This is a genomic window from Acetomicrobium flavidum, assembly GCF_900129645.1.
Classification (GTDB): domain Bacteria; phylum Synergistota; class Synergistia; order Synergistales; family Acetomicrobiaceae; genus Acetomicrobium; species Acetomicrobium flavidum.
In genome coordinates, this window is record NZ_FSQZ01000001.1 from 1964400 (window position 1) to 1989462 (window position 25063).

Here is a 25063-nt window from a genome sequence, read left to right on the forward strand (position 1 = left end):
TCTTGAATTTCCGGCAGAATACCTTAAAGGTTAACAGAGGTGTCCGAAAATGCCAAAATTCAAAACTAAAGATGTGACCCCACAACCCCGCAATCGTTACAACAATGACGTTAAGACGCCTAATGTGGGAAAAGTATAAGATCGGACTATTGATATTTCCCTCCAGTTTGAGTATACTGCAAATGTAAGGAAAGTAAGGATTTCATTAATCAGAAGGGAGGGATAAGATATGGAGATCGCAAAGATCACCTCAAAGGGGCAGGTTACCATTCCTATCGATATACGCCGCAAATTGGGGGTCAAGGAGGGCGACAAGATCTTATTTGTCGAGGAAGAAGGAAAGATATACATTCTTAATGCATCGATGGAGGCCTTAAGGAAGGCACAGGCCGCTTTTGCCGGCGAGGCACAACGCGTTGGATTAAAAGACACAAACGACGTAGTCGCCATGATAAAAGAACTTCGCCGCGAAAGAAAGGAAAAATAGTATGAGAATTATGTTGGATACAAACGTGCTTGTATCGCTGCTTTTATTTCCTAATCCGCAAATGAATGAAATGATGGAGAATATATTCGCAGAGCACCAATTAGTGTTATCGTCTTTTATAGTAGATGAATTAAAGGAAGTTATCAAACGTAAATTCCCGTCAAAGATAAAAGTAGTTGAAGAGCTTTTAATGAAAATGAGCTATGAATACGTATATACTCCAGATGAAATTGATGAAACGTTATTTGAGATACGTGATGCAAATGATTATCCTGTACTTTATACTGCGATAGTCGAAGATGTGGACATTTTCATTACTGGTGATAAAGACTTTACATGTATTAAGGTTGATAAACCTGAGATATTAACTCCTGCTGACTTCAGGTCTAAATATCTTCAATAGCATTTAAAGAAAGATTAAATTATTTTTGGTTACGTTAGTATTAAAGCATGGCATATTGTTTGTCGTTAAAATATTTGGGGTCGAATATTTAATCTTGAAATATAGTTCAGCAATTTAACACACGATATGTCAGGATGCGATGATCTCAAGGGTAAATTTTTGGTTAGCTGACACCGATGGGTTTATATAAAAAGACGGAGGCGGCATTTTGAGGTCGGATCAATTCCCGTTACAGAACAACCGACCATGAGCCACTCCTCCGTCCATTATTATTTTAACCTAATTATCCGGAACTGTCACCCTATCATTAAATGTTAATATTTTATTTAACCAAATGACTTTTGTTGCCAAAATCAGCGCTTATTATGGGCATCTTCAGTGGAGGCGCTTAGAAATTTAAAGGCAACGGTCCCACTACACATCAGTAGATCTCTAATGTTGTCCGTTAGGAAGCTTTTGCACAATCCATTTTTGTCTTGAGCTAAAAGAATTTCCAAAATATATTTGTATCTATTAAAAACATCGATCTTATCTCCAATTTAAAGCTTTATGCTGAAGGTCAACAGAACTTATTTTTATGTTTGGGTCAGATAATCCGCCTTCGCAGTCAACTTTGAAACTATTTGCTTTTTTGATATCCTTACTTTTATATTGATTGAGTAAAAATTCCACATAATCAAGGACTTCTTTTTTTAAATCATTTGGAAGTTCTTGTATTCTTTCTTCAATATTATTTTCATTCGTGAACATGATATCTCTTCCTTTTACGAAATGGGGTTTGGATCTTGAATTTTATGATAACAAGTTGAACTTATCTAATGTTACTCCATCTACCATAAACTATTACCATCGGATATTCCCGTCGTGCGGTTAATGTGGGCCTCATATCCACCTTATTAATAATTATACATGAAGTGAAATGGCATTTCCTCGTTGATGGCAAGCTTAATTATCATGAAGCTTGTAGCCTTACATGACATAGAAGGAATCACGAAGATAACTGTTATAATTAACTTGCCTGAAGAGGAAAGGATAATACTGATCCTTTATTTATTCTACACTCTCGACGTAGACCAAGACACCATGCAACGGATAGTAAAAGAACTTGGAGGTGAAGAGCTCATGCCATCTTTGGCAGAGAAGCTGATAAAACAAGGGGAAAAAAGAGGCGAAGAAAAGGGCAAAATAGAAGGCAAACAGGAGCTGCTTATAAAGTTCCTTCGCCGTAAATTTAACATAACGCCCAAAGAAGAAAAGATGATCCGCTCCGTTACCGACGAATCCAAACTTGACGCAGCAGCAGAAGCTGTGCTTGACGCCAAATCCAAAGACGAAGTTTTGAAGATATTACAGTAATGGAATTAAACTAGAAATTGTATTGGGATCATGTATTGGGGTCGCGTCTTTAATCTTGAATTTCCCGGCTGAATACCTTTAAAGGTTAACGGAGGTGTCCGAAAATGCCAAGATTCAAAACTAAAGATGTGACCCCAGTTATCCCATAAATGGGGGGTAAGCTTGTGACTGTGATTGAAGAGAGGTATTGAGACGATGGGTAAAACTCGAGCTTATAAAGTTATCTTCGAGCCTGCGGAAGAGGGCGGTTATACTGTGTATGTCCCTTCGCTTCCTGGGTGCATTAGCGAAGGCGATACCTACGAAGAAGCGCTTGCGAATGTGAAGGAAGCCATCAAGGGGTGGATAGAAGTTTCTGAGCAATTTGGCGATGAAATCCCGCAAAGCGATGTTATTGTCGATGTTGTAGAGATATCCCTTTCTGATGAGCAAACTGCCTAACCTCTCGGGAAAAGATGTAGCGAAAAAGCTGGAGAAGATTGATTTTGTCTTCGTTAGGCAATCGGGAAGTCATATGATATTACGCAGAGAGAAGCCCTCTAAAATGACCATAACTATACCGGATCATAAAGAGTTGAAGCGAGGAACTTTGAAGAACATCTTGCGCCAGGTCGGCATTTCTGTCGATGAATTCTTAAAACTTTAAGGTTATTATTTTATTGTCATTTCATATCGCAGGATTTAGGAATCGGATCTTGAATTTTAATACAATAGGTTAGTTCTATTTGTTTCGCTACGACTGAATGAGGATAAAAGATCTTATTCCTATCGATCAAAAAGTTCTGAATGTGAACCGGTTGAAACTAAAAGCAGCTCTTTTTCTGTTTTTCTGTATATAAGAAGCCAATCGTTATCAATATGAATTTCTCGATACTTATTCCACTGCCCACGTAAAGAGTGATCTAAATAATGTGCTAGCAAAGCTTCTCCTTTGGCAAGGAGCAAAATCGCCTCTCGTAATTTTTCCAAATCTTTGCCCTGCCTTTTTAGACGACGAATATCCTTTTTGAACTGCGAAGAGTATCGAATATCTAACATTTAGAGTCCTAAATCTGCAAACGCATCTTTGATGGAAGTTTTAGATATTCCGCCTCCTTCTTCAAGCTCGACCATTGCCTTTCTCGTTCTGGCGTTTGGTACCTCTAGATCGAAGGGAAATCGACCATCTTCGGCTATTCGAACCAATAGCAAACGCACAGCATCAGAGATCGAAAGGCCCATCCTGTCCAGCGCTTTTGATGCTCGCTCTTTTGTGTCGCTGTCTATTCTTACCCTAATTGACGAATCGCAAACGCGCCTCAATCCAAACACCCCCTGTTCGTGATAACATTGTAGCCATATTACTTTTGATCGTCAAGGGGAAACAGCATATGTTGCAAAAACTTAGCGATTCCATTAAAAGAAGGATCCCGCTTTCATCTGCGGACTTCTAATAATTGGAACGTGACGACCCATTTTCAAGGGCAGTTCGACAGCTTAAACGAATCCATAAAACCTTACATCCCTGAGTTCAACTACGTATTAGTGGATCTAACCAAACTATCTAACGAGGAAATTGAAGAAAAGGCAAAAACCACTCCTTTTTTATATAAAAGTCTGCAATTAATGAAGCTTGTCGCCATGAGAGATATAGAAAACATTAAAGGTGTAGCTGTTATAGCAGAACTGTCCAAAGAGGAAAAGATAATACTTCTTCTTTATTTGTATTATACTCTTGATGTAGACCAAGACACCATGCAACGGATAGTAAAAGAACTTGGAGGTGAAGAGCTTATGCCATCTCTGGCAGAGAAGCTGATAAAACAGGGCAAACAAGATCTGCTTATAAAACAACTGCGCCGCAAATTCGGCCTGTCATCTTCTGATGAAAAGATGATACGCTCCGTCACAGACGAATCCAAGCTTGATGCCGCGGCCGAAGCTGTACTTGACGCCAAATCCAAGGATGAAGTTTTAAAGCTACTTGGACAGTAAATTGTATTGGGATCACGTCTTTAACCTTGAATTTCCCGGCTGAATACCTTTAAAGGTCTAACGGAGGTGTCCGAAAATGCCAAAATTCAAAACTAAAGATGTGACCCCAGTTACGAACTTCTAACAGGAGGAAATCATGAAGATCACGATCGCACCGGAGATATTGGAAAATTATCCCGGCACCCATATTGGTTGGCTTTATGCTTGCGTGGTAGTAGAAGAGAAAAATGACTATGTGGAAGCGTTAAAGAAAAATCTGCCGCGAATCGTGCAAGAGCATGGCTTATTTAAAACAGAGGAGCTGTCAAAACATCCGAGGATCGCAAACTGGCGGAAGATCTACAGCGACATGGGCGTTAAACCCAGCAGCTACCGTTGCTCTTTGGAGGCGCTTTTGAGGCGTGTCATCAAGGGTGAAAACATATGGAACATTTCAAGCGTGGTCGATTGCTACAACTGCGTCTCCGTCATGACGCTGCTTCCCATGGGAGCTTATGATGTCCATAAACTTAAAGGCGACCTCACGCTGAGATATGGCAAAGAAGGTGAGATATTTCTTCCCCTCGGTTCAGGTGAGGAAATTACCGTAAAAGGCACCCACATCGTGTACGCCGACGAAGAAAAGATTTGCTGTTGGCTGTGGAATCACCGCGACAGCAGGTTATGCGCCGTTACGACCTATACAAAAGAGGCGCTCTTTTTCGTCGATGCAGCCCAGGAATCCGACGCGCCTGACGTAGAAAAAGCTTTGGACCTGCTTTCATGCCATCTTGAGGCAATTGGATGCAAGGTCAGGGCGAAAGGAATCATAAACAAAGCTACGCCACAGGCATTAGACGTATAAGCACCGGGGTCATATCAGACCCCAGGAACGCCCCCCTGAAAAAATTCAAGATTAAAGATCCGACCCCGGGAACTCGCGACCCCGGGAACTCGACCCCAAGAACTGGGAATTTAGTCTTTCTTCTCGCGGATGTGTTCGAGGCCCTTCTCGAATATTTGTTTGACGTGGTCATCGGCGAGGGAGTAGAACACGTTTTTCCCCTCGCGCCTGTTTTTTACGAGGTTTGCCTCCCGAAGCGAGCGCAGCTGATGGGAGACGGCGGACTTCGTCATGCCCAAGAGCACGGCCAGGTCGCAGACGCACATCTCGCTTTCGTCGAGGGCCCACATGATCTTTGCCCTCGTGCTGTCGCCCAGGACCTTGAAGAAATCCGACAAATCGTAAAGCTCCCTTTCGTCGGGCAGTTTTTTCCTGACTGCGTCGACCACTTCCTCGTGGATCACGTCGCAGTCGCAGACCATTTCGTCCTTTTTCATGCCATGCCTCCGTTTGACTAAATTGTAGCTCGGTAACCCTACCAGAAGGATGTAATGCCCCTGCAAGTATCAGTCGATTGTATTCTATCATTAACCCGAACGTTGAAAAAGCGGAAATATTTGCCATGCTTCGTCGTTTCTCGCACGTTTCCGCCGACATTTTCTTAAAAAAGACCTTACGACCTTGACAGTTGAACATTCACTCAACTATAATTGCCTTGACAGTTGAAGATACATTCAATTGTAAAGCTAAAAAGCGTTATGTCCAATAAAAGGAGGCGTTGGCATGAAAAAGGCATTTAAGCTCGAGGGGTTAAACTGCGCAAACTGCGCGGAAAAGATAGAAAGGGAGATCAAGGCCTTGGAGGGGGTCAACTTCGCATCCGTTAATTTCATGACCTCCAAGATGGTCATCGAAGGCGACGATGCCAGATTTGACGACATCGTCAAGGCAGCACAAAGGATCGTTACAAGATACGAGCCGGACGTGGTGGTAAAGAAGGCTTAGCGATGCCTATTGAGCCGCACCAAAAAAGGATTGCCGAGATAGCAATAGGTTTGGGGCTTTTTCTTTTTGCCATATTACTGGAGGCAGAAAACGCAGCTCGGCCATTGCTTTATTTGGCTGCCTACGCGGTAACCGGTGGCGACGTGATTTTGAGGGCGATAAGAAACGTCTCGCGCAGGCAGATATTCGACGAAAACTTCCTGATGAGCGTTGCAACCGTAGGGGCATTTTGCATCGGGCAATACAGCGAGGCCGTCGCCGTGATGCTTTTTTATAAGATCGGCATGCTATTTCAGGACAGGGCAGTGGAGAAGTCCAGAAGGTCCATCGCCGAGCTGATGAACATACGCCCCGATTATGCAAACCTTAAACGAGGCGACGTTATAGATCGCGTCGATCCCGACGAAGTAAACATTGGCGACGTCATCGTCATAAAACCGGGCGAGAAGGTGCCCTTAGACTGCGTGGTCATGGAGGGCAGCTCAACCATCGATAGTTCGCCGTTGACGGGCGAATCGATGCCCAAAGCTGTCCGCGAAGGAGACGAACTGCTAAGCGGGGCCATCAATTTAAACGGCCTGCTCGTCGCTCGGGTCACCAAAAATGCCAGCGAATCGACGGCATCCAAAATCCTGGACTTAGTAGAAAACGCCGCCGCCAAAAAGTCGAGGTCCGAGAACTTCATCACCAAGTTTGCCCGCTTTTATACGCCTGCCGTCGTGGGCGGAGCGGCGTTCATAGCCGTCGTCCCGCCTCTTGCGCTTGAGGGCGCAGCCCTTGGCGATTGGGTCTACAGGGCACTGGTCTTCCTCGTAATTTCATGTCCCTGCGCGCTGGTGATCTCCATACCCCTGAGCTTCTTTGGCGGGCTTGGCGCCGCTGCAAGGAAGGGTATCCTCGTGAAGGGCAGCAACTACCTGGAGGCTCTGGCCGACGCGGAAGTAGCCGTCTTTGACAAGACCGGCACGCTCACAAAGGGCACTTTCGAGGTACAAGAAGTCGTCTCAAAAGGCATATATAATAATGAAGAAATTTTAAAATTCGCTGCCTGTGCCGAAAGCTTTTCAAATCATCCCGTCTCCCTTTCGATCAGGCGGGCCTATGGCAAGGAAATCGACGCCGCACTCATTTCAAACGTCAAAGAAATACCTGGGCAGGGCGTCACCGCCACCGTCGACGGCCGCTTCGTCGCAGCGGGAAACGCCAGGCTCATGCAGATGCTTGGCATAACTGTCGAAGGCCCTGGTGAAGCTGCAACGGTCGTTCACGTCGCGGTCGACGGCGAATACAAAGGCTATATCGTAATAGCAGACGTTATCAAGGAAGACGCAGCCAAAGCTGTCAGTGAGCTTAAGGCCCAAAGGGTAAAAAGGATTGTAATGCTTACGGGCGACGCAGAGTCCGTAGCAGAAAGCGTGGCTATGAGCCTTGGCATCGACGAGGCCTACGGCGGGCTGCTTCCCGCGGATAAGGTGCAAAAGGTGGAGGACCTCATGGCGGGCAAATCCGCGAAGGGAAAGCTCATCTTCGTCGGAGACGGCATAAACGACGCCCCTGTGCTTGCACGGTCAGACGTGGGCATCGCCATGGGAGGGCTTGGGTCGGACGCCGCCATCGAGGCAGCCGACGTGGTCGTAATGACGGACGAGCCCTCGAAAGTCCCGGCAGCCATTAAAATTGCCAAGCGAACGCTTAGCATAGCCAGACAAAACATCGCCATCGCATTGGGCGTCAAAGGCGCTGTCTTAGGCTTAGGTGCCCTGGGGATGGCCACCATGTGGGCCGCAGTCTTTGCCGACGTGGGCGTCACGCTAATCGCCGTCCTTAATGCAATACGGGTCTTGGGGTCGGGGTCTTGGGGTCGGATCTTTAATCTTGAATTTTAGTTTAGCTGGTTAATCTTGTTTCAAAGGGCGAAGTCTTGAGGGTGCTTAGGCAGTAAGTTTTAAACAAAAATCCTGTTTTGGCTTGCAAGCTTAAGGCCCTGTCTTCAGAGTTTCGCTTAATACATCATCCCAAGCAGCCACATGGGAATCACGCCGGGCAGAGGCACGTCAAGGCCGTCTCTTACGACGAAATCTGCGGCTTTGCCCGATTTGCTCTTGCCGCCGACTTCCAGGGTTGCGCCGCCGACGACAAAGTCGCAAATACTTTCATCATCTGCTACAAAGACGCTCCTACCTGCTTTTTTGCGGGCGTAATGCACCTTGTCTATGATAACACCGTCGTAGCCGGCTCCGAAGGCCGCCTCGCTTACGTCCCACAGCTTGAAATTCAAAACTAAAGACCTGACCCTCGGGTATTTGTACTTAAGAAACCGTTTCACCATTGGAGCCGAATTTAAAATCTATACTCGGGGAGGGCGGGCTTTTGCCTTCCCCGAGCTTTTTCTGGTCTAACCTAGTAAAAGCTGTTTTCGTACAGCAACAGTTACCTGACCTCGTAGTGCTGCGCTTTAAACCTTTAACGGTAGCTCCCATGGCGTTTATGAGGTTTTAAAGCTGCTTGAGCTGTTATAATGTTATTGCAAAAATCAGCAAGACGTTAACTTACAATGTCCTTTTCGAGCCAAAAAAAGGAAGGCGGTTATTATGAATAAAGAAAACGAAAAAGAAATTGAAGCGAAACTGCGCGACTTTTTTGCCATGCAAGACATAAAACTGGCCTTTCTGATTGGCTCTTACGCCAAAGGGACAGCTAGGCCAGATAGCGACGTGGACGTGGCCGTACTTTTCGGAAGGTCCTTTGACGTCAAGCAAGTATTAGACTTGAAAGAGCAACTCACTGAGTTAGTTGGAGTAGACGTAGACCTTGTAGTCCTTGATAGCGTCGGTCCGGTGATGAAAATGCAGGTGTTAAAAACGGGCATCTTATTGCATGCTGAAAAAGGGGCTTACGAGCAGTTTTTTGTCTCTACGGTAAATGAGTATGACGACTTAAAATATTGCCGCAGGGAAATTGAAGAAAACATCCTAAGGAGGCGGCTTTATGCCTGACAAGGACATAGTTTTGGCGAAGGTTGCGACTATACAAAGGTGTCTTGACAGGATCCGTGACGTTACGGGCCTTGATCCCAAAAGCCTTGAAGATATAGACAAGCAGGATATCTTTGTACTTAACCTGCAGCGTGCAATTCAAGCCTGTATAGACCTTGCCGCCCACGCTGTGGCATCAGAGCATTTAGGCCTTCCCGAAAGCGTCAGAGATAACTTCGTCATCTTAAAGGAAAAGGGAGTAATAGACCCAGAGCTTGCCTCAAGAATGCTCAAAATGACAGGGTTTCGAAATATAGCGGTTCATAATTACCAAGCGCTTGACTTAAATATATTAAAATCCATACTCGTAAACAACTTAAAAGACATCGAGGATTTTTATTCGGCACTTTTACGCTATTGGGGGTTTGCCTGATAAAACAAGCGAATGTCGTGAAAATCACGATTGCACCAGAGATCTCAAAGCATATCCTGGGATCCACGCTGTCAAGGCATCCCGGGATAGCCAGCTGGAGTAAGATTTACAGCGACATGGGCGTAAAGCCTAGCAGTTATCGCTGTTCTTTGGAATTGCTTTTGAGGCGAGCCATCAACGGCGAAAGCCTCTGAAACGTCTCAATTGTTGTTGATTGCTATAGAAGTTTATAATGCAAATTATTAATAAAAACTGGGACTCAGCTTAACATGAATGTTGCGCTAAATGAAGTCATATCTGTATATCCGGTTCCTGTACCCCTTTGAGCGGTCTAAGACCTTCGCTTTCTTTTAAGGCTTCCTTTAAAATGTCTTCTACGTCGCGTTCCTTAGCTGCCTTTTTTAAATAGTCGAAATCTATGTCTTCTGTATGCAGCGCTATGATTTTGACGGCCCATTCAAAGTCGCTTGGACTTTGCCAAAACTTGGCTGCAGACAGGCGGTCAATTATTAGGTCTTCTATGCCTATGATGTAGACATTTTTGCCGTCAATCTCTAGAACGGTCAATTTTTCCGGCGAACCGGCCAAGACCTCATCAGGGATCTCGATAGCGACATCAAGTTCTGTGGAATACCAATGCCTTTCGCCCATCCTATGCATAAATCCCAAGTTTTCAAGCACCGTCTTTACCTTTTCTCTGTCGCTTACCACCAAGTCGATATCCTTTGTAGCATAACCGCCTAAGGTGTAAAATTCCAGGGCGACTCCGCCGACCAAAATTGGCCTTATGCCTTCGGGCTCAAGAGCTTCCGTCAGCACGGCAATCACTCCCAGAGCTTTGCGAAGTGGATCATTTTCTTTCTTTAAAGCATTAAGAATATCCTTTATTCCTTCGTCCATTTCATGCGATACCTCCGCGGGCCAAGCTTTTCGATCTCCCCGCTGGCCAAAGCCTTCTGCCAACGGTTATAGTCCAGCAAAAATAAAACGACGTTTTCTTCCGGATCACGTGCCTTGCCTAAGCGTAGCGGCTTGCCTCTGTGGGCATCGATTGCTACATACAACTGCAGGGACTGCTTTCGCATTTTTTCTATATACTCATCATAGTTTAATTTCCTCGTTATTTTTAACGCCCTCCCCAAAAGTTAATGCTTCCTTATTTGCTTTTGACGGATGTCCAGCCTTAATTTTTCTACGAAGTATAATCCCTCTGTTTGTTTTAGTTGCACGTGTCAAATCCCATATGAAATTTAAGCTGGTTGCTTCTTTTATTTTATTATAACTCGAAACCAAGGAAACACATTCTTCATATTAATATAGCAGAAAAGTATGTTATTGTATTGCATCATAGTATATCGTTAAAATGACATGCCGTAAACATAAGATTCAAAACTAAAGACCCGACCCCAAAGTTTTTTACGAACCTAATGTTTTTCACTAATCATTTTTCAAATTCTCATAATATTCTAAGCAAAGAAAAAATCGCCGCCCCCAGCTTTTATTACTGATAACATTGCTGTGCAGCTTGCATATCAGACATGATTATATTAATGGAGCAGTCTTATTATAGGCGTAAAATCCAAAGGGAATGCCATTCCACCAGGTTACCCCAGCGATGGCATCCTTTGTCTGTGTCATCATGTACCCATCAAATCGCTGGTCATCCTTTAGGTTCTTGGGAGTGTTATTGAAGTCAACCCAAAATACTATCCTGTGCCCAAGGGAGCTTGGTTTTTGATTGCCGGGGCCTTGCATGCCTTCGATGGAATCCTGTGGGTTAAGGGCTATCTTATAACGGACGGCAAAGTACTTAGGTCCGCCGCTTGGCAACGATTGAGATAGCTCCCCTGTCTTTCCGTCAGGCCCTAACGTCAGATATCCCTTCCATCCATCCCAAACTATATTATAGGTGCAACCGTATGAGGAACAACCGATAAAATCGTTCTTAGTCAATGCGGCAAAAGCGATGAAAGGAATGCCCGTTATGCATAATGCGAAAAGTATTAACAGTATTTTTTTCATTTTAATTTACCCCCTCTTTAGTATTTGGGGGCGGCGACTTCTGAAAATGTTATGTGTGTCACAAATTATAATGTTGTGAAATCATATTGTCAATACAGAGAGTCATTTATATGATAGTTCATAATAATGAATAACAGATAAGCTGTAGTCAAGCTTTGGGGTCTACCATTCATTTATTGGTTTTGTAGTGGTAGACCCTGAGGTTTCCTCCATGTCCCTTAGGTTTCCACCAAAACTATGTCCTTTGTGGAATATCCGCTATCCTTGAACCCATTTCATGTGATATCTCCGCGGATCCAATTTTTCTATTTCCCCGCTGGCCAGCGCCTTCCTCCAGCGGTAATAATCCAATAAAAACAGAGCTCTCTCCTCTTGCGGGTCATGCATTTTGTTTGAACGCAACGGCATGTCGAGGCGAGATTTGCCTGTCATGCGCTGACGCATGGATTTTTCTTTAATTTTCTCGACAATTCTCTCGACATGTTCGTCGTAATTTATTGTTCTCACAATCTAGCACCTTCCTGCAGTTGAAGCCCCCAATTTATGCAAAATATAGATGCTTAACGTCAATACACTGCATGCCAGATATCCGCTTTGATCGTAAAATTCAAAACTAAAGACCCGACCCTAAAGTCGGCTCTGGATAGACCTCTAAAAATTACTTTACAAGCCTCGCGCCCAGCTCGTAAGCACGCTTGCAGTCTTCGGGGAATGCCTCTTCGTGGCGCTTCCTTTTGGCAACGGGGTCAAAGCGCCTGGCAGCGTACTTGGAGTAGTCGTCGAACTGCAGCGTGTCGTAACACATAAGCGACTCACAAGACCCAAAAAACCTCTCAAGAAGCCCTGCGTTGTCACGAAACATTCGGTCGTAGCCCATCTGTCTTGCGAGTTCCTCCGTCACGTTCATCGTGTAGACCCATGCAGTGCGGACCTTTTTGGGCTGCCGGACCGCGGCGTCGGGCTCGTAGATGGGAAATTGGAAAAAGAGCCTTTCCATGAAGGACCTCATCTCTCCCGTGACGTCTCCAAAGTAAATGGGAGATCCCAAGATCAGGGCATCAACGGTTCGTATCTCCTCTAAAAGGGGAGCTAAATCGTCATTTACGGCACACTTCCCAAAGCTTTTTCCGCCTTTAAGCTTGCAGGCAAAGCAGCTTATGCAGCCCTTGTAATCTAGGTCGTAAAGGTGCACCAGCTTTGTCTCGGCTCCTGCCGATTCTGCACCTTTTAGGGCGTGTTCGAGCAAAGTTGCGGTGTTCCACTTTTTTCTTGGGCTTCCGTTTATGGCGATGACTTTCATTTTATGTACCTCCCATTCATGATTGAACGTGACAAAAGTATTATAGCACCGCCTAAACCGGGCCCTTTTTACCGATGCCCTGTGTCGTCATAAAGTTTATAATAATTACAAAATTAAGACCGGAGCGTCAAACATGAATGACGTAACAAGCGGCGTTACCGCCGTAGTCCTTGCCGGGGGCAGGGGAAAAAGGATCGGCCAAAACAAGGCATTGCTAAAGATAGGCGACGTCTATCTGCTTGAGATAGTCCTAAAAAACATCAGGGCAATCTTTGACGACGTACTGCTTGTCGTCTCTTCGATTGACTACGATTACCTCATGTCCCGGCACTTTTCTTTCTTGTCCTGTTACTGTACGGACGTCATCGTCGACCCCATCTCCAACCAGGGCCCTCTTCTTGGCCTCATCCAGGGCTTGATGAGGTCCGACAACGAATGGACCTTTCTTTTAGGCTGCGACATGCCATTTGTAAACGGATCCCTGGTGAGACTGATTTACCAAAAAAGGACAAATACCTCCCAGGCGATCGTCCCTCGACTGCATGGCTTTCTTGAGCCGCTTCATGCCTTTTATCACCGCTCTTGCCTGCCTGCCGCAGAAAGCGCCTTCAGGCAGGGAAAAAGAAAGATCAAGGACTTTTATCCGCTCATCGATCTATGTGCCATCGAGGAAATCGAGATGAGCTTATTAAGGAATTATAAATTGTCGTTTTTTAACATAAATACAGCAGAAGATCTACAAAAGGCAGAAAGTTTACAAATTATGGCCAAAAGACTGCAGCAGCAAGCCTCACGTTGAGGCGTCCGCGCAAAAAAGCCTTAAATCAGCGCGCGGCATGTTGTCGTCTTGCAATATCCCCTTGGATTTTGCCTAAAACCTGAGGGGCGTTGGCAGACGTACATCCTTGCGCCTGCCATAAAAGGCATTGGGTACTGGCAGGTATACACCTCATAAATCCGACAAAAGCTTGATGCGGTCTTGGATTAAATCTTGCTTGACAGAACATGGCGATAATATAATATATAAGGTAGGTAAATGTGAGCGCAAAACAATGAGGGGGTGAAAGGGGCAACTGAATTAAGTTGCTTTGGATGTTTAGTTGATAAAATCATAAACGAGGAGGGTGAAGGGTTCCATGGCTAATATGATTGAAAAGATGGTTAATGAGGCAATTGAGGCTACAAAGTCTGTGTTTCTTGTAATAAAGGAAAAACGCGGTGGTCAGTTCAAGCTGGAGGATTGCAAACCCTACGTTGACGCCGTCAACAAGATGACTGTTGGAGAGGGCCAGTGCAAGACCGTCATCGACCTTCACGTTCAGTCGGTCAACGCCCATTACGAGATTTTAAAGGGCATGACGGACTACATCCGGCCGGAGGACGATCCCTTCGTAGAGCATTTCCAGACCCCGCCCATTCTCGAAATACTGTATGAGGAAGATCCCGATTTCAAGAAATCGATGGAGAAGTTCATCGACGCCATCGCCAAAAACAGGGCCCTGATCGGCCGTGAGGCGGCCCGCAGATACGGCGGGATGTACGGCCCGACCTGCGTTGTCGACTTTGCCATGTCCGTAGGCTCGGTCCCGAACGTCGTCAACAAGATCTTAGTCGACCTCGACATTCCCGAGAAGCACAAAAAGACGATACTCGCCTGCAAGTCCTGGGGCATGAACACCTCCTACGGCTTTGGCGCCGCCTTTAGGGCTGCCATAGAGTCCGGCAAGTCTGCCGCCGAGGCCGAAGAGGCCGAGGTAAAGCAGTTCCAGTTCATATATAAAGAGCCCGTAGAGGCGCAGGCAAGGCTCATGGAGACCCACAACCTCGGCGGACACGGTCCCTACAGCTCCTTTGACGTCAGAAAATACATGGCCCAATACAAGGAATGGATGCGTCCTTATGTGGTGGCTGCGCTAAAGGCCGGCGTGCATCCGGCGAACATCACCGCCGTTCCCGCCTACTGCGTGGGCGACATCGGACACCACATCTCGCAGTCTGCCTACAATATGTTCAAGAGCGATATGGTCTTCGGCATTTACGACGCAGTGATGCAGGTGTTCGAGAACACCATGAGAAAGGCCCTGAAGGAAGGCGCCTTCAAGAGCGAGTGGGATGTCCTGACCGTCGCGACGGGCGCTCCCGCCTGCGCCGTGGCTTATATCCTCTGGCTTGACAGCTTCACCGTCCCCATGGTCATAGACCTGCTCACCAAGCGCTTCTACAACTACTGCGCCATGAACCCCAAGAGGGGAGAGGCCGACGAGCTTCACAACGTAGACTTCATGGACGTCATAGCCCGCGGAGAGGAGATCTTGGACATCAGCCCTCTGGGAGCCGGCGGAAAGATCAAGGGGATAGAGATAGACCTTTCGCCCATCGACAAGCACGAGATAGTGAGCAACCCGCAGCGCTACACCTATCCCGCGTGCGCCATCACCCAGAGGTTTGCCGCCCTCATGGCGCTTGCAGATTTTCCGTGCTACCTGACGCCGGAGTGCACCACCGCCACCTTGATGACCAACATCATCGCAAAGAACCCCGGCATGCCCGGAGCTCCCGTCAGGGCCTGCAAGGGTTGCGCCGTGACGAAGCTCATCAAACGTAACGTTCCCTACGTCAAGGGAGAGGGCGCGGGTCCCTGCGGATATTGCGAATGGTATAGAGCTGTATAATTAAACTTTAATCGCAAAAGAGGGGGGTTGGAGCATATCCGATCCCCCTTCATTGTATAAAGGGGGTAAGTGACTTGAAAAAGATCCTGCTTCAACTTGACTGCGATCCCTTGGCAAGCGTATTTGATGCCGTTACCGCCTATGACGCCGGAGCGGACGTCGTACTGCAGTACGGCAACGTGACGACAGAAAATGTCGTAGACCTGGTGTACGGCGTGATGTTCACCCGAGGCGGTGATAAATTAAAATACAGCGCCATCTTCATAGGCGGCTCAAACGTCAGCAGGGCATCGGAGATCCTTGACGTCGTAAAAAAGACGTTTTTTGGAAACGTGAGAAATTCGGTCATGTTCGACCCAAGCGGCTGTAACACCACTGCAGCAGCTGCGGTGGCCAAGATGACGAAGGCCTGCGACGTGAAGGGCCAAAAGGTGGTCGTCCTGGCGGGCACGGGTCCCGTCGGGCAGCGCGCGGCTGCCATGTTTGCCATGGAAGGGGCAAAGGTGGTGGTCACCTCAAGGAAACTCGAGAAGGCCCAAGCGGCAGCCGAGGAGATAAAGGCCACGTTCGGCCTGGAAGTTCAGCCCTTCGCTGCCTTTGATGACGAAAGCACGACCGAGGCCCTAAAAGGAGCGGTGGCCGCCCTTTGTACCGGAGCGCCCGGGGTAACGCTCATTCGCGAGCCCCTCTGGAAGGCCAATCCTTCCCTTAAAGTGCTCGGGGACGTGAACGCCGTGCCGCCCATGGGCGTGGAGGGCATGAAGTCGTCTTACAACGGCGAGGTCATAGAGGGAAAGGTCATGTTCGGCTCCATGGGCATCGGCGGCCTAAAGATGAGGGTGCACAGAACCTGCATCGAGCGGCTCTTTGAAAGAAACGACGCCCTATTTGACGCTCAAAGCATACTTGAGATAGCCAAGGAGCTATCCTGATTTTGAGGATACTTCTCGTAGGCGTAAGCACCAGGGCCTTGGCCGAGTCCGCCTTAAGGGCAAGCTTTGATGCGGTCGCTGTCGACTACTTCGGTGATCTTGACCAAAGTCGCCTGATACCTTCGTTGGCCGTAGGGCGGGACTTCGGCCTTCCCTTCGACGAAGCTTCCATATGCAAGGTTTGCTCGCTTCTTGACTACGACGGGGTCATCTACACGGGAGGGGCCGATATAAAGCCTGCACTAATCGATCTAATCTCAAAGGACAAGGTGCTTTTCGGCAACGACTCAAAGGTCTTGCGTGACGTGAGAGACCCCATATTGTTGCGCGAGGCCTGCAGGCTGGGTGAAATTGAATTTCCCGTGACGCTTGTTTCAAGTGAGGCTAAAGCTTTAGACAAAGAAAGCAAGTGGCTCGTAAAGCCCATTTACGGCGGAAGCGGGTTTGGAATAGGCTTTTACGAAGGCGGCGAAGTGGGCGAGGATTTTTACGTGCAGCAGTTCGTCAGCGGCCTTCCCGCATCGGCGTCCTTTTTGTCGGATGGCAGGACATGTCAGCTGCTTGGCATGACAAGACAGATCATAGGAGACGAATCCCTTGGAGGAAGCGGCTTTAAGTGGTGCGGCAACGTCTATCCCCTTTTTTCGACTAATGCCAATTTTGTTGATATAATGAACAAAATATCGGGCTGGGGAACTGCTTTGACCGGCCATTTTGGCCTTAAGGGCCTTTTTGGCATAGATTTTGTGATAGACGAAGGAGGCAGCCCCTTTCTGGTGGAGATAAACCCGCGCTACAGCGCCTCCATGGAGCTGATCGAGCACGACTTAAACGTGTCTTTCACGTCCCTTCACGTGTCGGCCTGTCTGGGCAAAATGGCAAAGTTTGCCGTCCAAAGCACGCAGGGCTTCACGGCCAAGGGCATAGTTTACGCCAAAGATGACGTAGTCACGCCCGATACGTCGAAGTGGCTGGGGCTGCACAGCGATGTTCCCTTTCCGAACGAGCACGTAGCCAAGGGCTTTCCAATTTGCACCGTATTTGGAAGGGGCCAAACGCAGGATGACTGCATTGCCGACCTTTATAGGAAGGCAAACGAGGTATATCGAGAGTTAAAGGAAGAGGCATACCATGAGCGATGAATCTTTTAGCGCGGTTTGTACGCTGGTAACGGGGCGCACCCTTGAGCAGGCCAAGGGGATGCACATCGGCAAGACGGAGGAGGAATACAGGAAAGCAGTTGACAAGGCCTTTCTGTCGCCTGAGGTTTTAAGCAAGCTGTCCTTAAATGAAGGCGACGAAGTAATGCTTAAGACGCGCTGCGGCAAGGTGCGAGTCAGGGTATATGCAGATGCGGGGTTGCCCGAGGATGTGGTCTTCGTTCCCATGGGGCCGACGGCGAATACGCTCGTAGGCTCTGACACCGAAGGAAGCGGGATGCCCTCATTCAAGGGCCTGCAGGTGGAGGTCGTTAGATCATGACGGTCGAAAGAAACGTCGTATGCACCTTCTGCGGGTGTTTGTGCGACGATATAAATTTAACCATAGAGGACGATCGCATCGTCAAGGTGGAAAAAGCCTGCGGCAACGGCAGGGGCTTGTTTGAAGGCTACAACCCCGATCCTATAATGCCAAAGGTTATGGGAAGGGATACGTCGTTTCAGGAGGCGGTGAAGGAAGCTTCAAGGATCTTAAGGTCCGCCAGATATCCCTTGATCTACGGCCTGTCTTCCACGTCGTCCGAGGCACAGCGCATGACCGTGCAGCTGGCCGAACTGATCGGGGCATCCATCGATTCGACATCGTCGGTCTGTCACGGCCCCACGGGCCTTGCCATGCAGGCGGTAGGGGAACCTACCTGTACCTTGGGCGAGATAAAAAACAGGGCCGACCTCCTGGTCTTTTGGGGATGCAACCCCCTTGTGACCCACAGCCGTCATTTCGCCCGGTATTCGGCCATGCCAAAGGGGCGTTTCATCCCCGAGGGCAGGCGCGACCGCAAGGTCGTCGTCGTGGACGTGCGCCGCAGCGAGACGGCCAAGTCGGCCGATATGTACTTGCAGATCAAGCAGGGATGCGACTTTGAGGTGCTCCTTGCCCTAAAGGCCTTAATAATGGGGCGCACCCTGGATGCCGTCGAGGTGGGCGGGATACCCGCAGAGGTGCTGCAGCAGCTTGCAGTTGAAATGAAGTCCTGCCGATACGGAATGATATTTTTCGGCATGGGACTTACCATGACAAATGGCAGGGACTTAAACGTACGTGGCGTTTTGTCGCTGGTAAGGGAGTTAAACGATCACACCAGGTTTTCTGCCCTGCCCATGAGGGGCCACGGAAACGTGACGGGAGCAGACCAGGTCATGTCCTGGCTTTGCGGGTATCCATTTGCCGTCAACTACTCGAGGGGCTACCCCAGATACGGCCCGGGCGAGTATACGGCCGTCGACTTGCTCTGCAGCGGCGAGGCCGACTGCATGCTCGTGATAGCCTCAGACCCTGCGGCTCACTTTCCCGCCCCGGCGGTAAAGCACATGAAAACTATCCCCGTCATAGCCATCGATCCCGCAGAAAGCCTGACGGCAGCCGGGGCGTCCGTTTATTTTCCCACGGCCATGTACGGCATCGACTGCGAGGGCACGGCCTACAGGATGGACGGCGTAGCCCTGCGCCTGAAGGCCCCCTTAAAGAGAAAGAGGCCGAGCGACGAGGAAGTCTTGCAAGCCTTGATTGAAGGTGTGAAGTCATGTTGATCATAAAAGGCGGCCAAGTTTACGACCCGACCAACGGCGTAAACGGCGAAGTAAAGGACATTTACATAGAAGGCGGTAAAGTGGTAAACCCTCCCGAGCGCATCCCCGATGACGCAACCGTCATAGATGCCCGGGGTATGATCGTCATGCCCGGCGGCGTAGACATGCACGCCCACATCGCCGGTTCCAAGGTAAATACGGGCCGCAAGCTCTGCCCTGAGGATCACTACGAACACTTTAGGATCGCCGAGAAGGGATTGCGGTCGGGCGCAGGCTCTAGAGTTCCCACCACCTTTTTGACGGCCTACAGGTACGTGGAGATGGGCTATACCACGGTCGTAGAGGCAGCGTCAGCTCCTCTCGTGACGCGACATACCCACGAAGAGCTTATGGACATGCCCCTGCTTGACAAGGCCATACTGATCACCATGGGCAACAACGAAATCCTCATGGACATGATCTCTCAAGACAAGTTTGACGAGGCAAAAGACGTCATGGCATGGCTCCTTAACTCCACAGGAGGCTACGGCGTCAAGGTCGTAAACCCAGGCGGAGTGGAAAACTGGAAGTGGGGCGGAAACGTCCAAAGCTGGGACGACGAGGTCAAGTATTTCGGCTTAACCTCAAGAAAGCTGCTTAACGCCTTGGTCCAGTCGGCAGACAGCTTAAAGCTTCCTCACTCCGTTCACCTTCACGGATTAAACCTTGGGGTGCCGGGAAACGTCGAGACGACGGTAGAGGTTATAAATGACGTCCAAGGCAGGCTTCATCTGTGCCACCTGCAGTTTTTAAGCTACGGCAAGGACAAAAGGGGGCGCATGCACAGCGGTGCAAGCGCCGTCATGGAGGCCTTCAACGAACATTCAAACGTCACCATGGATGTAGGCCAGATCGTATTCGGCAACGCCGTCACGATGACCTCGGACGGCCCGCTTGAGTACAGGATTCAGAAGATGACGGGACATAAGTGGTGCAACGACGACGTGGAATGCGAGATGGGCGGAGGCATTGTCCCCATGGAGTATAAGATTAAGTCCGTCGCCTCGGCAGTGCAGTGGATAACGGGGATGGAGCTTTTTTTGCTCGCCAAGGATCCCTGGAGGGTTGCGCTGACGACCGACCATCCCAACGCAGGGCCATTTTTTTGCTACCCGCAGGTCATAAGGCTTTTGATGGACAAGGACTACAGGAATCATTTCATCGGCCTGCTTCCTCCAAAGGCCCTCAAGAGCTCGGTGATAAAGGACTTAGACAGGGAATACAGCTTATATGAGATCGCCATAATTACGAGGGCTGCTCCTGCCAAAATATTGGGCTTGAAGGAAAAGGGACATTTGGGAGTTGGCGCCGACGGAGACGTGGCCATATACGATCCTCGAAACTACGGCCACAGGGGATGCATCTGCAACTTCAGGGAGTGCCGCCGCGCCCTCGACTTTCCGGCCTGGGTCATAAAGGGCGGAGATGTCGTCGTAAAGGACGGCACGCTTTTGAAGGAGTTTCCGGGCCAGGTATACAGGGTCGTCCCCGATTTTGACAGCTCCATAGAGGAAAAGATAAGGGAAGATTTCGAAAAATATTACACCCTTTCTTTCGAAAACTATCCCGTCCAGGAAGAGTACCTGAAAGGCTCAAAGGAGGTGGCCTGCTCATGAGTAATGAAGATCACATCGCCTACATATTGCTTGGCGCTAACCTGGGAGACAGGCAGAGTAACATCCTGCAGGCGCTGCAGTACATCCAGGCCAGGGCAAATATCGAAAAGGTCTCTTCGTTTTATGAAACGAAGCCCTTGGACGACTCAGACCAGCCCGAGTATCTCAACATGGCCTGCCGGATACGGACGACCGACGGCCCAAGGGAGCTGCTTGAGTTCCTGAAATGGGTCGAAAGGCGAATGGGCCGCACCTCCCTAGAAAAAAACGCCCCGAGGCCCATTGACATAGATTTGCTAATGTACGACGACATGATCGCGGATGAAAGCGATTTGCGCCTTCCCCATCCCGGGATGCTTGAGAGGGCCTTTACGCTCATTCCGCTGGCCGAGATAGCTCCAGACTACATACATCCGACCGCAAAAAAGGCCCTTGGCGAGCTGGCGGGACAGCTTGATTCCTCCTCGGTAAAAAAGGTCGAAAGGAGCCTGAAATTTAAGCTTGAAAGCGACATCCAGGGAGGGCGTCCATCCATAAACGTGAGCCTGTCTCGGGTAGGCATCACCGACTTAAAGCGCGTGATAAGGCTAGGGGTCAAGGGAAAGGCTGCGCTTTTTTACGCTACGCTTGATTTCTTTGCCTACCTTGATCCCTTCAAGGCGGGCGTTCACATGTCAAGGTTCACTGACGTGCTCGAGGGCATGATAGAAGAAATCTCGCTCGAGCCTTCCCCCGACATAGAAAGCCTTGCCGAAAGGCTGGCCCTGCAGGTCGTGCGATCCCAGAGGGCAAAGAAGGCCGAGGTGTGGATAAAGGCGCGCTACCCCATGGAAAGGGTCACCCCCATATCGGCGAAAAAGACAGAGGAGCTCTATACCTTCGTGGGAATCGCCTCAACCGACGGACAAAGGTCTCGACGCATCATCGGGGTGGAAGCGGAGGGCATGACGGCCTGTCCCTGCGCACAGGACATGATGAGCTCTCATGCAAGGATGCTCCTTCAGGAGGCAGGCTACGACCCGGACGAGGCTGCCAAGATCGTGAGCTTGATTCCCATGCCCACCCACAACCAGCGGGCAAGGGGCACGCTTTTGGTGGGATCCGATATGTCGGTTAGGGCGGAACACCTGGTGCATATAATAGAGGCCTCCATGAGCTCGGAGACCTACGAGCTGCTGAAGAGGCCCGACGAGTTCTTCGTGGTCAACAAGGCGCATCAAAACGCGAGGTTCGCCGAGGACGTGGTAAGGCAGATGCTCTTTAACTTGGTCGAGGTTTATCCGGACCTTCCGAATGAGTCCTTCGTGCTTGCCAGGGAAGAAAGCCTTGAAAGCATACACCGTCACAACGCCTTCGCCGAAAGAAGCGGACTGCTTGGCGACATCAGGGCGGAAATTCGCGGGCAGGCCGAAAGCCATCGGCCAAACATCACCATGGAAGAATGGCTGAGCCTGTAAATGTCTAAGACCTTGTTTGTGACGGGCAAGCTCGCCCGCGAGGCCTTGCAAAATATTTTAAAGAAGATGGAGCTTTCCTTTTCCTATGAGGTTGCAGTCCTGCCCATCTCCGTGGCGGCGCTCATGAACGTAACGTGGGTGGCATCGAAGCTGAAGGACGCAAGGGGAGCAGACACGGTGATCCTGCCCGGCTTATGCCAGGGAGACGAAGAGCTTCTATCCAAGGCTTTAGGCGTCAAGGTAATAAAGGGGCCCAAGGACCTAAAGGACCTGCCGGGATTTTTCGGCCTTGCAGCACACCAGACCAGGGTCGGCCCAAACGTTCAGATACTGGCGGAGATCGTAGACGCACACAGGTTGAGCTTGGAGGAGATCGCAGAGAAGGCTGCAGGCTACAAGGCAAAGGGGGCCTCGATCATCGACCTGGGTGGCCCCGTCAGGGGCGCGATCCCAAATGTCAGCGAGATCGTGACGATGCTAAAGGGCCTTGGATACAGGGTGAGCCTCGATACCTTTGACGAGGAAACGGCCTTGAAGGCCGACAAAGCGGGCATCGACCTTTACTTGAGCGTCAACGGCTCAAACATGGACCTTGCGGACAAGATGTCATGTCCCGTCGTCGTAATACCCGACTTTGAGGACAAAAGCATCGATTCGCTGGTAAGAAACGCGACAAGGCTAAAGGAGATGGGGAAGCGCTACATCGCAGATCCTGTCCTTGACCCGCTGCCCTTTGGCCTTTCAAGGTCCATATACCGCTTCGTTGAGTACAGGAGTCGTTTTCCGGAAGACGAGATGCTAATGGGCACAGGAAACTTGACCGAGCTCACCGAGGCCGACTCAACGGGCATAAACGCCCTGCTTTTGGGGATATGCAGCGAGCTAAACGTCAATTACGTGCTCACGACGGAAGTGGTAAGCTGGGCGCGGGGGGCGGTTCGCGAAGCTTACATAGCAAGCGCGCTGAACGAAAGCGCCAAGCAGTCGGGAATGTTACCCAAGGGCTTCGGGTTTGGCTTGGTTACGGTAAGGGACATGCCCTTTGAAAGCTACAGCGAAGAGGAGATAGCAAACATACACAGACATGTGACGGACAAAAACTTTAGGATCTTCGTGATAGGCGACTGCATATACATATTTAACAATTCGGTATTTTTAAGGGGCAAAGATGCAGGCGAGCTTTTCGGTGAGCTGAACGTCACGGATCCCGGGCATGCCTTCTACCTGGGCCGCGAGCTCGAAAGGGCTTCGCTGGCCGCCAAGCTGGGGAAAAAATACGTGCAGGAGCGCCCCTTGAACTGGGGCTATCTGTCGAGCGATGATATATGAGGTCATAGTTTCAACATTAAACTCCGAGGGCTTGCCAAACTGGGCTCCCATGGGCTTGATCGAGCAGCAGGGCAGCTACTTTTTGCACGTCTTTAAGGGCAGCCATACCTACGAGAACCTAATGTCACGGGGAGAGTTTGTGGCAAACGCAACGGACGACATCTTGGCCTTTTGCCTAAGTGCATTGGGCGAACCCACACTCGATTGCGTGCCTGCCAAAAGAGTGGCCGGCTACGTATATGCAGAGGCCTGCTCGTGGATGGAGTTTGAGGCCGTCGCAACTGAAGAAGACGATCTTGCCGGGCGATTTAGCTGCCGCCTCCTTTACAGCGACGTAAGGCGTTCGTATAGGGGCTATAATAGGGCTAAAGGGTCGATCATGGAGCTTTTGATAGCGGCGACGCGATATCGGCTTTACGACCGCCAATTTTTTAACGGGCTTATATTGAACGCCAAGGCTTTAGTCGAAAGGACGGGCGGAGAGAGGGAAGCGCAAGCCCTCGCATTTGTGGAAGGCTATCTTGAGGAGGTATTCGATGAAGGTCGTTCACGTTGAGGTCGGCGCCAGGCTGCACTTCGGCTTTCTTGACTTAAACGGAAGCCTTGGAAGGATGTTTGGCGGGATCGGTATGGGTATAGACGAACCCAAGGTTTCCCTTGACGTCTGCAGGAGCGACACCCTGCAGGCTAAAGGGCCAGACTTTGAGAGGGCGCTTGAGTATGCTCAAAGGTTTTTGGACCACTTCGACATCAAGGATAGAGCTTTCATAAATATCGCCTCTGCCGTGCCTTCACACGTGGGGCTCGGCTCGGGCACCCGCATGGCATTGGCCGTGGGCAAGGCCTTGGCCGTCCTTTTTGGCATTGACCTGTCGATAAAGGAGCTTGCCGTTGTCATGGGCAGAAGCAGGCGGTCAAGCGTCGGTGCGGTGACCTTTGAAAGAGGCGGCTTCGTCCTGGACGGGGGTCACAAAAAGGGACCGAAAGGCAACTTTCCGCCCTTGCTCTTTCACGCCCTGCTTCCGACGGAGTGGACCTTCGTTGTTGCCGTACCGATGTCGCTTAAAGGGGCAAGCGGACCGGAGGAAGAGCAAAAGTTTAAGGCCCTAAGCATACACGAGGAGCTTTCGTCAAAGGTGTGCAGGTTGACCTTGATGAAGTTGCTGCCCTCCATCGTCGAGCGGGATGTAGCAGCCTTTGGAGAGGCCATAACGGAGATTCAGGATTTGGTGGGAAGCTGTTTTTCTTCCCTTCAGGGAGGCAAGTTTCACTCGGCCCTGTCTCAAAGGATCGCCTGCCTGATGAAGGGCGAAGGCGCCTTAGGCATAGGACAAAGCTCGTGGGGGCCTGCCGTCTACGGCATCACGGCCGACCCGGAGAAAGCGCAAGCCGTCTGCGGCAGGTTAAAGGACGGATTTGGCGAAGAAACGCTGATCTTTACGGCATCCTGTGCCCAGGACGGGGCAAACGTCTGCGTTAGAGAGGACTGA

33 protein-coding genes are annotated in these 25063 nt (G+C 49.5%); 23 read left to right on the plus strand and 10 right to left on the minus strand.

The window, feature by feature from the left end; all coding sequences use genetic code 11:
* Nucleotides 1-229: 229 nt before the first annotated feature.
* Both BUQ78_RS09655 and BUQ78_RS09660 read left to right on the plus strand, forming a co-directional pair.
* Complete coding sequence (locus BUQ78_RS09655; RefSeq protein ID WP_074200075.1) at nt 230-487, plus strand: AbrB/MazE/SpoVT family DNA-binding domain-containing protein; 258 nt, start codon at nt 230-232, stop codon at nt 485-487.
* A gap of 1 nt (nt 488) precedes the next feature.
* Complete coding sequence (locus tag BUQ78_RS09660; protein WP_074200076.1) at nt 489-890, plus strand: putative toxin-antitoxin system toxin component, PIN family; 402 nt, start codon at nt 489-491, stop codon at nt 888-890.
* A gap of 528 nt (nt 891-1418) precedes the next feature.
* Here the strand turns inward: BUQ78_RS09660 and BUQ78_RS09665 are convergent.
* Nucleotides 1419-1640 carry a DUF2281 domain-containing protein gene (locus tag BUQ78_RS09665; protein WP_074200077.1) on the minus strand — a complete coding sequence of 74 codons (222 nt, stop codon included), beginning with the start codon at nt 1638-1640 and terminating at the stop codon, nt 1419-1421.
* Nucleotides 1641-1844: 204 nt separating this feature from the next.
* On the opposite strand from BUQ78_RS09665, the gene BUQ78_RS10155 reads away from it, so the two are divergent.
* The 3 genes from BUQ78_RS10155 to BUQ78_RS09680 all read left to right on the plus strand — a co-directional run bounded on the left by BUQ78_RS10155 (nt 1845) and on the right by BUQ78_RS09680 (nt 2892).
* A complete protein-coding gene (locus tag BUQ78_RS10155) occupies nt 1845-2246 on the plus strand; it encodes a DUF4351 domain-containing protein (protein ID WP_318259621.1) in 402 nt (133 codons plus the stop codon).
* Between the two features lie 195 nt (nt 2247-2441).
* The gene (locus tag BUQ78_RS09675; protein ID WP_014807019.1) at nt 2442-2687 is read left to right on the plus strand and encodes a type II toxin-antitoxin system HicB family antitoxin; all 246 of its coding nucleotides are present in this window, start codon (nt 2442-2444) and stop codon (nt 2685-2687) included.
* Nucleotides 2671-2892 carry a type II toxin-antitoxin system HicA family toxin gene (locus BUQ78_RS09680; protein ID WP_074200078.1) on the plus strand — a complete coding sequence of 74 codons (222 nt, stop codon included), beginning with the start codon at nt 2671-2673 and terminating at the stop codon, nt 2890-2892. Before BUQ78_RS09675 ends, BUQ78_RS09680 begins: the two co-directional genes overlap by 17 nt.
* Before the next feature lie 119 nt (nt 2893-3011).
* Here the strand turns inward: BUQ78_RS09680 and BUQ78_RS09685 are convergent, their stop codons facing one another.
* Nucleotides 3012-3284: a type II toxin-antitoxin system YafQ family toxin gene (locus tag BUQ78_RS09685; RefSeq protein ID WP_014807017.1), complete on the minus strand. Its 273-nt coding sequence runs from the start codon at nt 3282-3284 to the stop codon at nt 3012-3014.
* The gene (locus tag BUQ78_RS09690) at nt 3285-3548 is read right to left on the minus strand and encodes a type II toxin-antitoxin system RelB/DinJ family antitoxin (RefSeq protein ID WP_014807016.1); all 264 of its coding nucleotides are present in this window, start codon (nt 3546-3548) and stop codon (nt 3285-3287) included. It abuts the gene before it with no gap.
* A gap of 117 nt (nt 3549-3665) precedes the next feature.
* On the opposite strand from BUQ78_RS09690, the gene BUQ78_RS09970 reads away from it, so the two are divergent.
* Nucleotides 3666-4220, plus strand: coding sequence for a DUF4351 domain-containing protein (locus BUQ78_RS09970; RefSeq protein WP_318259656.1), 555 nt, complete (start codon nt 3666-3668; stop codon nt 4218-4220).
* 136 nt (nt 4221-4356) lie between these two features.
* Nucleotides 4357-5064: a B3/B4 domain-containing protein gene (locus BUQ78_RS09705; protein WP_074200079.1), complete on the plus strand. Its 708-nt coding sequence runs from the start codon at nt 4357-4359 to the stop codon at nt 5062-5064.
* Nucleotides 5065-5174: 110 nt separating this feature from the next.
* On the opposite strand, the gene BUQ78_RS09710 is transcribed toward BUQ78_RS09705, so the two are convergent.
* Nucleotides 5175-5540, minus strand: a complete 366-nt coding sequence (locus BUQ78_RS09710; protein ID WP_009200783.1) for an ArsR/SmtB family transcription factor — start codon at nt 5538-5540, stop codon at nt 5175-5177.
* 286 nt (nt 5541-5826) lie between these two features.
* Between BUQ78_RS09710 and BUQ78_RS09715 the strand changes: the two genes are divergently transcribed.
* The gene (locus tag BUQ78_RS09715) at nt 5827-6048 is read left to right on the plus strand and encodes a cation transporter (RefSeq protein ID WP_074200080.1); all 222 of its coding nucleotides are present in this window, start codon (nt 5827-5829) and stop codon (nt 6046-6048) included.
* Between the two features lie 2 nt (nt 6049-6050).
* Complete coding sequence (locus BUQ78_RS09720; protein ID WP_074200081.1) at nt 6051-7934, plus strand: heavy metal translocating P-type ATPase; 1884 nt, start codon at nt 6051-6053, stop codon at nt 7932-7934.
* A gap of 116 nt (nt 7935-8050) precedes the next feature.
* On the opposite strand, the gene BUQ78_RS09725 is transcribed toward BUQ78_RS09720, so the two are convergent.
* Nucleotides 8051-8326, minus strand: a complete 276-nt coding sequence (locus tag BUQ78_RS09725) for a hypothetical protein (protein WP_318259623.1) — start codon at nt 8324-8326, stop codon at nt 8051-8053.
* Nucleotides 8327-8639: 313 nt separating this feature from the next.
* On the opposite strand from BUQ78_RS09725, the gene mntA reads away from it, so the two are divergent.
* Genes mntA through BUQ78_RS10055 form a run of 3 tightly spaced genes read left to right on the plus strand, consistent with a single transcriptional unit; the run spans nt 8640 to nt 9650 of the window.
* Entirely contained in the window at nt 8640-9044 is a 405-nt protein-coding gene (mntA, locus tag BUQ78_RS09730; RefSeq protein ID WP_074200082.1) for a type VII toxin-antitoxin system MntA family adenylyltransferase antitoxin, read from the plus strand.
* Entirely contained in the window at nt 9037-9456 is a 420-nt protein-coding gene (hepT, locus tag BUQ78_RS09735) for a type VII toxin-antitoxin system HepT family RNase toxin (RefSeq protein ID WP_074200083.1), read from the plus strand. The genes mntA and hepT overlap by 8 nt, the downstream gene beginning before the upstream one ends.
* A 17-nt stretch (nt 9457-9473) precedes the next feature.
* Nucleotides 9474-9650 (plus strand): hypothetical protein, encoded by a 177-nt coding sequence (locus BUQ78_RS10055; RefSeq protein ID WP_159432101.1) that lies wholly within the window; start codon nt 9474-9476, stop codon nt 9648-9650.
* A gap of 97 nt (nt 9651-9747) precedes the next feature.
* Here BUQ78_RS10055 and BUQ78_RS09740 read toward each other — a convergent pair whose 3' ends face one another.
* The 5 genes from BUQ78_RS09740 to BUQ78_RS09765 all read right to left on the minus strand — a co-directional run bounded on the left by BUQ78_RS09740 (nt 9748) and on the right by BUQ78_RS09765 (nt 12778).
* Complete coding sequence (locus tag BUQ78_RS09740; protein WP_074200084.1) at nt 9748-10356, minus strand: nucleotidyltransferase family protein; 609 nt, start codon at nt 10354-10356, stop codon at nt 9748-9750.
* Nucleotides 10341-10598, minus strand: coding sequence for a hypothetical protein (locus BUQ78_RS09745; RefSeq protein WP_084532352.1), 258 nt, complete (start codon nt 10596-10598; stop codon nt 10341-10343). The genes BUQ78_RS09740 and BUQ78_RS09745 overlap by 16 nt, the downstream gene beginning before the upstream one ends.
* Before the next feature lie 400 nt (nt 10599-10998).
* A complete protein-coding gene (locus BUQ78_RS09755; protein ID WP_074200087.1) occupies nt 10999-11478 on the minus strand; it encodes a hypothetical protein in 480 nt (159 codons plus the stop codon).
* Nucleotides 11479-11736: 258 nt separating this feature from the next.
* Nucleotides 11737-11985, minus strand: a complete 249-nt coding sequence (locus BUQ78_RS09760) for a hypothetical protein (protein ID WP_074200088.1) — start codon at nt 11983-11985, stop codon at nt 11737-11739.
* Nucleotides 11986-12136: 151 nt separating this feature from the next.
* A complete protein-coding gene (locus BUQ78_RS09765; RefSeq protein WP_074200089.1) occupies nt 12137-12778 on the minus strand; it encodes a flavodoxin family protein in 642 nt (213 codons plus the stop codon).
* A gap of 133 nt (nt 12779-12911) precedes the next feature.
* On the opposite strand from BUQ78_RS09765, the gene mobA reads away from it, so the two are divergent.
* The 11 genes from mobA to BUQ78_RS09820 all read left to right on the plus strand — a co-directional run bounded on the left by mobA (nt 12912) and on the right by BUQ78_RS09820 (nt 25063).
* The gene (gene mobA / locus BUQ78_RS09770; RefSeq protein WP_074200090.1) at nt 12912-13577 is read left to right on the plus strand and encodes a molybdenum cofactor guanylyltransferase; all 666 of its coding nucleotides are present in this window, start codon (nt 12912-12914) and stop codon (nt 13575-13577) included.
* Nucleotides 13578-13914: 337 nt separating this feature from the next.
* Complete coding sequence (locus BUQ78_RS09775) at nt 13915-15450, plus strand: DUF2193 domain-containing protein (RefSeq protein WP_074200091.1); 1536 nt, start codon at nt 13915-13917, stop codon at nt 15448-15450.
* Nucleotides 15451-15524: 74 nt separating this feature from the next.
* A complete protein-coding gene (locus tag BUQ78_RS09780; RefSeq protein WP_074200092.1) occupies nt 15525-16382 on the plus strand; it encodes an NADP-dependent methylenetetrahydromethanopterin/methylenetetrahydrofolate dehydrogenase in 858 nt (285 codons plus the stop codon).
* Nucleotides 16383-16384: 2 nt separating this feature from the next.
* Nucleotides 16385-17524, plus strand: a complete 1140-nt coding sequence (locus tag BUQ78_RS09785) for an ATP-grasp domain-containing protein (protein ID WP_074200093.1) — start codon at nt 16385-16387, stop codon at nt 17522-17524.
* Nucleotides 17514-17864 carry a molybdopterin dinucleotide binding domain-containing protein gene (locus BUQ78_RS09790; protein ID WP_074200094.1) on the plus strand — a complete coding sequence of 117 codons (351 nt, stop codon included), beginning with the start codon at nt 17514-17516 and terminating at the stop codon, nt 17862-17864. Before BUQ78_RS09785 ends, BUQ78_RS09790 begins: the two co-directional genes overlap by 11 nt.
* Nucleotides 17861-19132 (plus strand): formylmethanofuran dehydrogenase subunit B, encoded by a 1272-nt coding sequence (locus BUQ78_RS09795; RefSeq protein ID WP_084532354.1) that lies wholly within the window; start codon nt 17861-17863, stop codon nt 19130-19132. The genes BUQ78_RS09790 and BUQ78_RS09795 overlap by 4 nt, the downstream gene beginning before the upstream one ends.
* Nucleotides 19126-20787 carry a formylmethanofuran dehydrogenase subunit A gene (locus tag BUQ78_RS09800; protein ID WP_074200096.1) on the plus strand — a complete coding sequence of 554 codons (1662 nt, stop codon included), beginning with the start codon at nt 19126-19128 and terminating at the stop codon, nt 20785-20787. The genes BUQ78_RS09795 and BUQ78_RS09800 overlap by 7 nt, the downstream gene beginning before the upstream one ends.
* Nucleotides 20784-22244: a GTP cyclohydrolase MptA gene (gene mptA / locus BUQ78_RS09805; RefSeq protein ID WP_014806996.1), complete on the plus strand. Its 1461-nt coding sequence runs from the start codon at nt 20784-20786 to the stop codon at nt 22242-22244. The genes BUQ78_RS09800 and mptA overlap by 4 nt, the downstream gene beginning before the upstream one ends.
* Nucleotides 22245-23573, plus strand: coding sequence for a DUF6513 domain-containing protein (locus tag BUQ78_RS09810; protein ID WP_074200097.1), 1329 nt, complete (start codon nt 22245-22247; stop codon nt 23571-23573). It abuts the gene before it with no gap.
* A complete protein-coding gene (locus tag BUQ78_RS09815) occupies nt 23563-24129 on the plus strand; it encodes a DUF447 domain-containing protein (protein WP_074200098.1) in 567 nt (188 codons plus the stop codon). Before BUQ78_RS09810 ends, BUQ78_RS09815 begins: the two co-directional genes overlap by 11 nt.
* Nucleotides 24110-25063 carry a beta-ribofuranosylaminobenzene 5'-phosphate synthase family protein gene (locus BUQ78_RS09820; protein WP_074200099.1) on the plus strand — a complete coding sequence of 318 codons (954 nt, stop codon included), beginning with the start codon at nt 24110-24112 and terminating at the stop codon, nt 25061-25063. The genes BUQ78_RS09815 and BUQ78_RS09820 overlap by 20 nt, the downstream gene beginning before the upstream one ends.

What these genes read in the sequence shown, in the direction of transcription:
- BUQ78_RS09655 (WP_074200075.1), top strand. Translation starts at nt 230, where the DNA reads ATGGAGATCGCAAAGATCACCTCAAAGGGGCAGGTTACCATTCCTATC.
- BUQ78_RS09660 (WP_074200076.1), top strand. Translation starts at nt 489, where the DNA reads ATGAGAATTATGTTGGATACAAACGTGCTTGTATCGCTGCTTTTATTT.
- BUQ78_RS09665 (WP_074200077.1), bottom strand. Translation starts at nt 1,640, where the DNA reads ATGTTCACGAATGAAAATAATATTGAAGAAAGAATACAAGAACTTCCA.
- BUQ78_RS10155 (WP_318259621.1), top strand. Translation starts at nt 1,845, where the DNA reads ATGAAGCTTGTAGCCTTACATGACATAGAAGGAATCACGAAGATAACT.
- BUQ78_RS09675 (WP_014807019.1), top strand. Translation starts at nt 2,442, where the DNA reads ATGGGTAAAACTCGAGCTTATAAAGTTATCTTCGAGCCTGCGGAAGAG.
- BUQ78_RS09680 (WP_074200078.1), top strand. Translation starts at nt 2,671, where the DNA reads ATGAGCAAACTGCCTAACCTCTCGGGAAAAGATGTAGCGAAAAAGCTG.
- BUQ78_RS09685 (WP_014807017.1), bottom strand. Translation starts at nt 3,284, where the DNA reads ATGTTAGATATTCGATACTCTTCGCAGTTCAAAAAGGATATTCGTCGT.
- BUQ78_RS09705 (WP_074200079.1), top strand. Translation starts at nt 4,357, where the DNA reads ATGAAGATCACGATCGCACCGGAGATATTGGAAAATTATCCCGGCACC.
- BUQ78_RS09710 (WP_009200783.1), bottom strand. Translation starts at nt 5,540, where the DNA reads ATGAAAAAGGACGAAATGGTCTGCGACTGCGACGTGATCCACGAGGAA.
- BUQ78_RS09715 (WP_074200080.1), top strand. Translation starts at nt 5,827, where the DNA reads ATGAAAAAGGCATTTAAGCTCGAGGGGTTAAACTGCGCAAACTGCGCG.
- BUQ78_RS09720 (WP_074200081.1), top strand. Translation starts at nt 6,051, where the DNA reads ATGCCTATTGAGCCGCACCAAAAAAGGATTGCCGAGATAGCAATAGGT.
- mntA (WP_074200082.1), top strand. Translation starts at nt 8,640, where the DNA reads ATGAATAAAGAAAACGAAAAAGAAATTGAAGCGAAACTGCGCGACTTT.
- hepT (WP_074200083.1), top strand. Translation starts at nt 9,037, where the DNA reads ATGCCTGACAAGGACATAGTTTTGGCGAAGGTTGCGACTATACAAAGG.
- BUQ78_RS09740 (WP_074200084.1), bottom strand. Translation starts at nt 10,356, where the DNA reads ATGGACGAAGGAATAAAGGATATTCTTAATGCTTTAAAGAAAGAAAAT.
- BUQ78_RS09755 (WP_074200087.1), bottom strand. Translation starts at nt 11,478, where the DNA reads ATGAAAAAAATACTGTTAATACTTTTCGCATTATGCATAACGGGCATT.
- BUQ78_RS09765 (WP_074200089.1), bottom strand. Translation starts at nt 12,778, where the DNA reads ATGAAAGTCATCGCCATAAACGGAAGCCCAAGAAAAAAGTGGAACACC.
- mobA (WP_074200090.1), top strand. Translation starts at nt 12,912, where the DNA reads ATGAATGACGTAACAAGCGGCGTTACCGCCGTAGTCCTTGCCGGGGGC.
- BUQ78_RS09775 (WP_074200091.1), top strand. Translation starts at nt 13,915, where the DNA reads ATGGCTAATATGATTGAAAAGATGGTTAATGAGGCAATTGAGGCTACA.
- BUQ78_RS09790 (WP_074200094.1), top strand. Translation starts at nt 17,514, where the DNA reads ATGAGCGATGAATCTTTTAGCGCGGTTTGTACGCTGGTAACGGGGCGC.
- BUQ78_RS09795 (WP_084532354.1), top strand. Translation starts at nt 17,861, where the DNA reads ATGACGGTCGAAAGAAACGTCGTATGCACCTTCTGCGGGTGTTTGTGC.
- BUQ78_RS09800 (WP_074200096.1), top strand. Translation starts at nt 19,126, where the DNA reads ATGTTGATCATAAAAGGCGGCCAAGTTTACGACCCGACCAACGGCGTA.
- mptA (WP_014806996.1), top strand. Translation starts at nt 20,784, where the DNA reads ATGAGTAATGAAGATCACATCGCCTACATATTGCTTGGCGCTAACCTG.
- BUQ78_RS09810 (WP_074200097.1), top strand. Translation starts at nt 22,245, where the DNA reads ATGTCTAAGACCTTGTTTGTGACGGGCAAGCTCGCCCGCGAGGCCTTG.
- BUQ78_RS09815 (WP_074200098.1), top strand. Translation starts at nt 23,563, where the DNA reads ATGATATATGAGGTCATAGTTTCAACATTAAACTCCGAGGGCTTGCCA.
- BUQ78_RS09820 (WP_074200099.1), top strand. Translation starts at nt 24,110, where the DNA reads ATGAAGGTCGTTCACGTTGAGGTCGGCGCCAGGCTGCACTTCGGCTTT.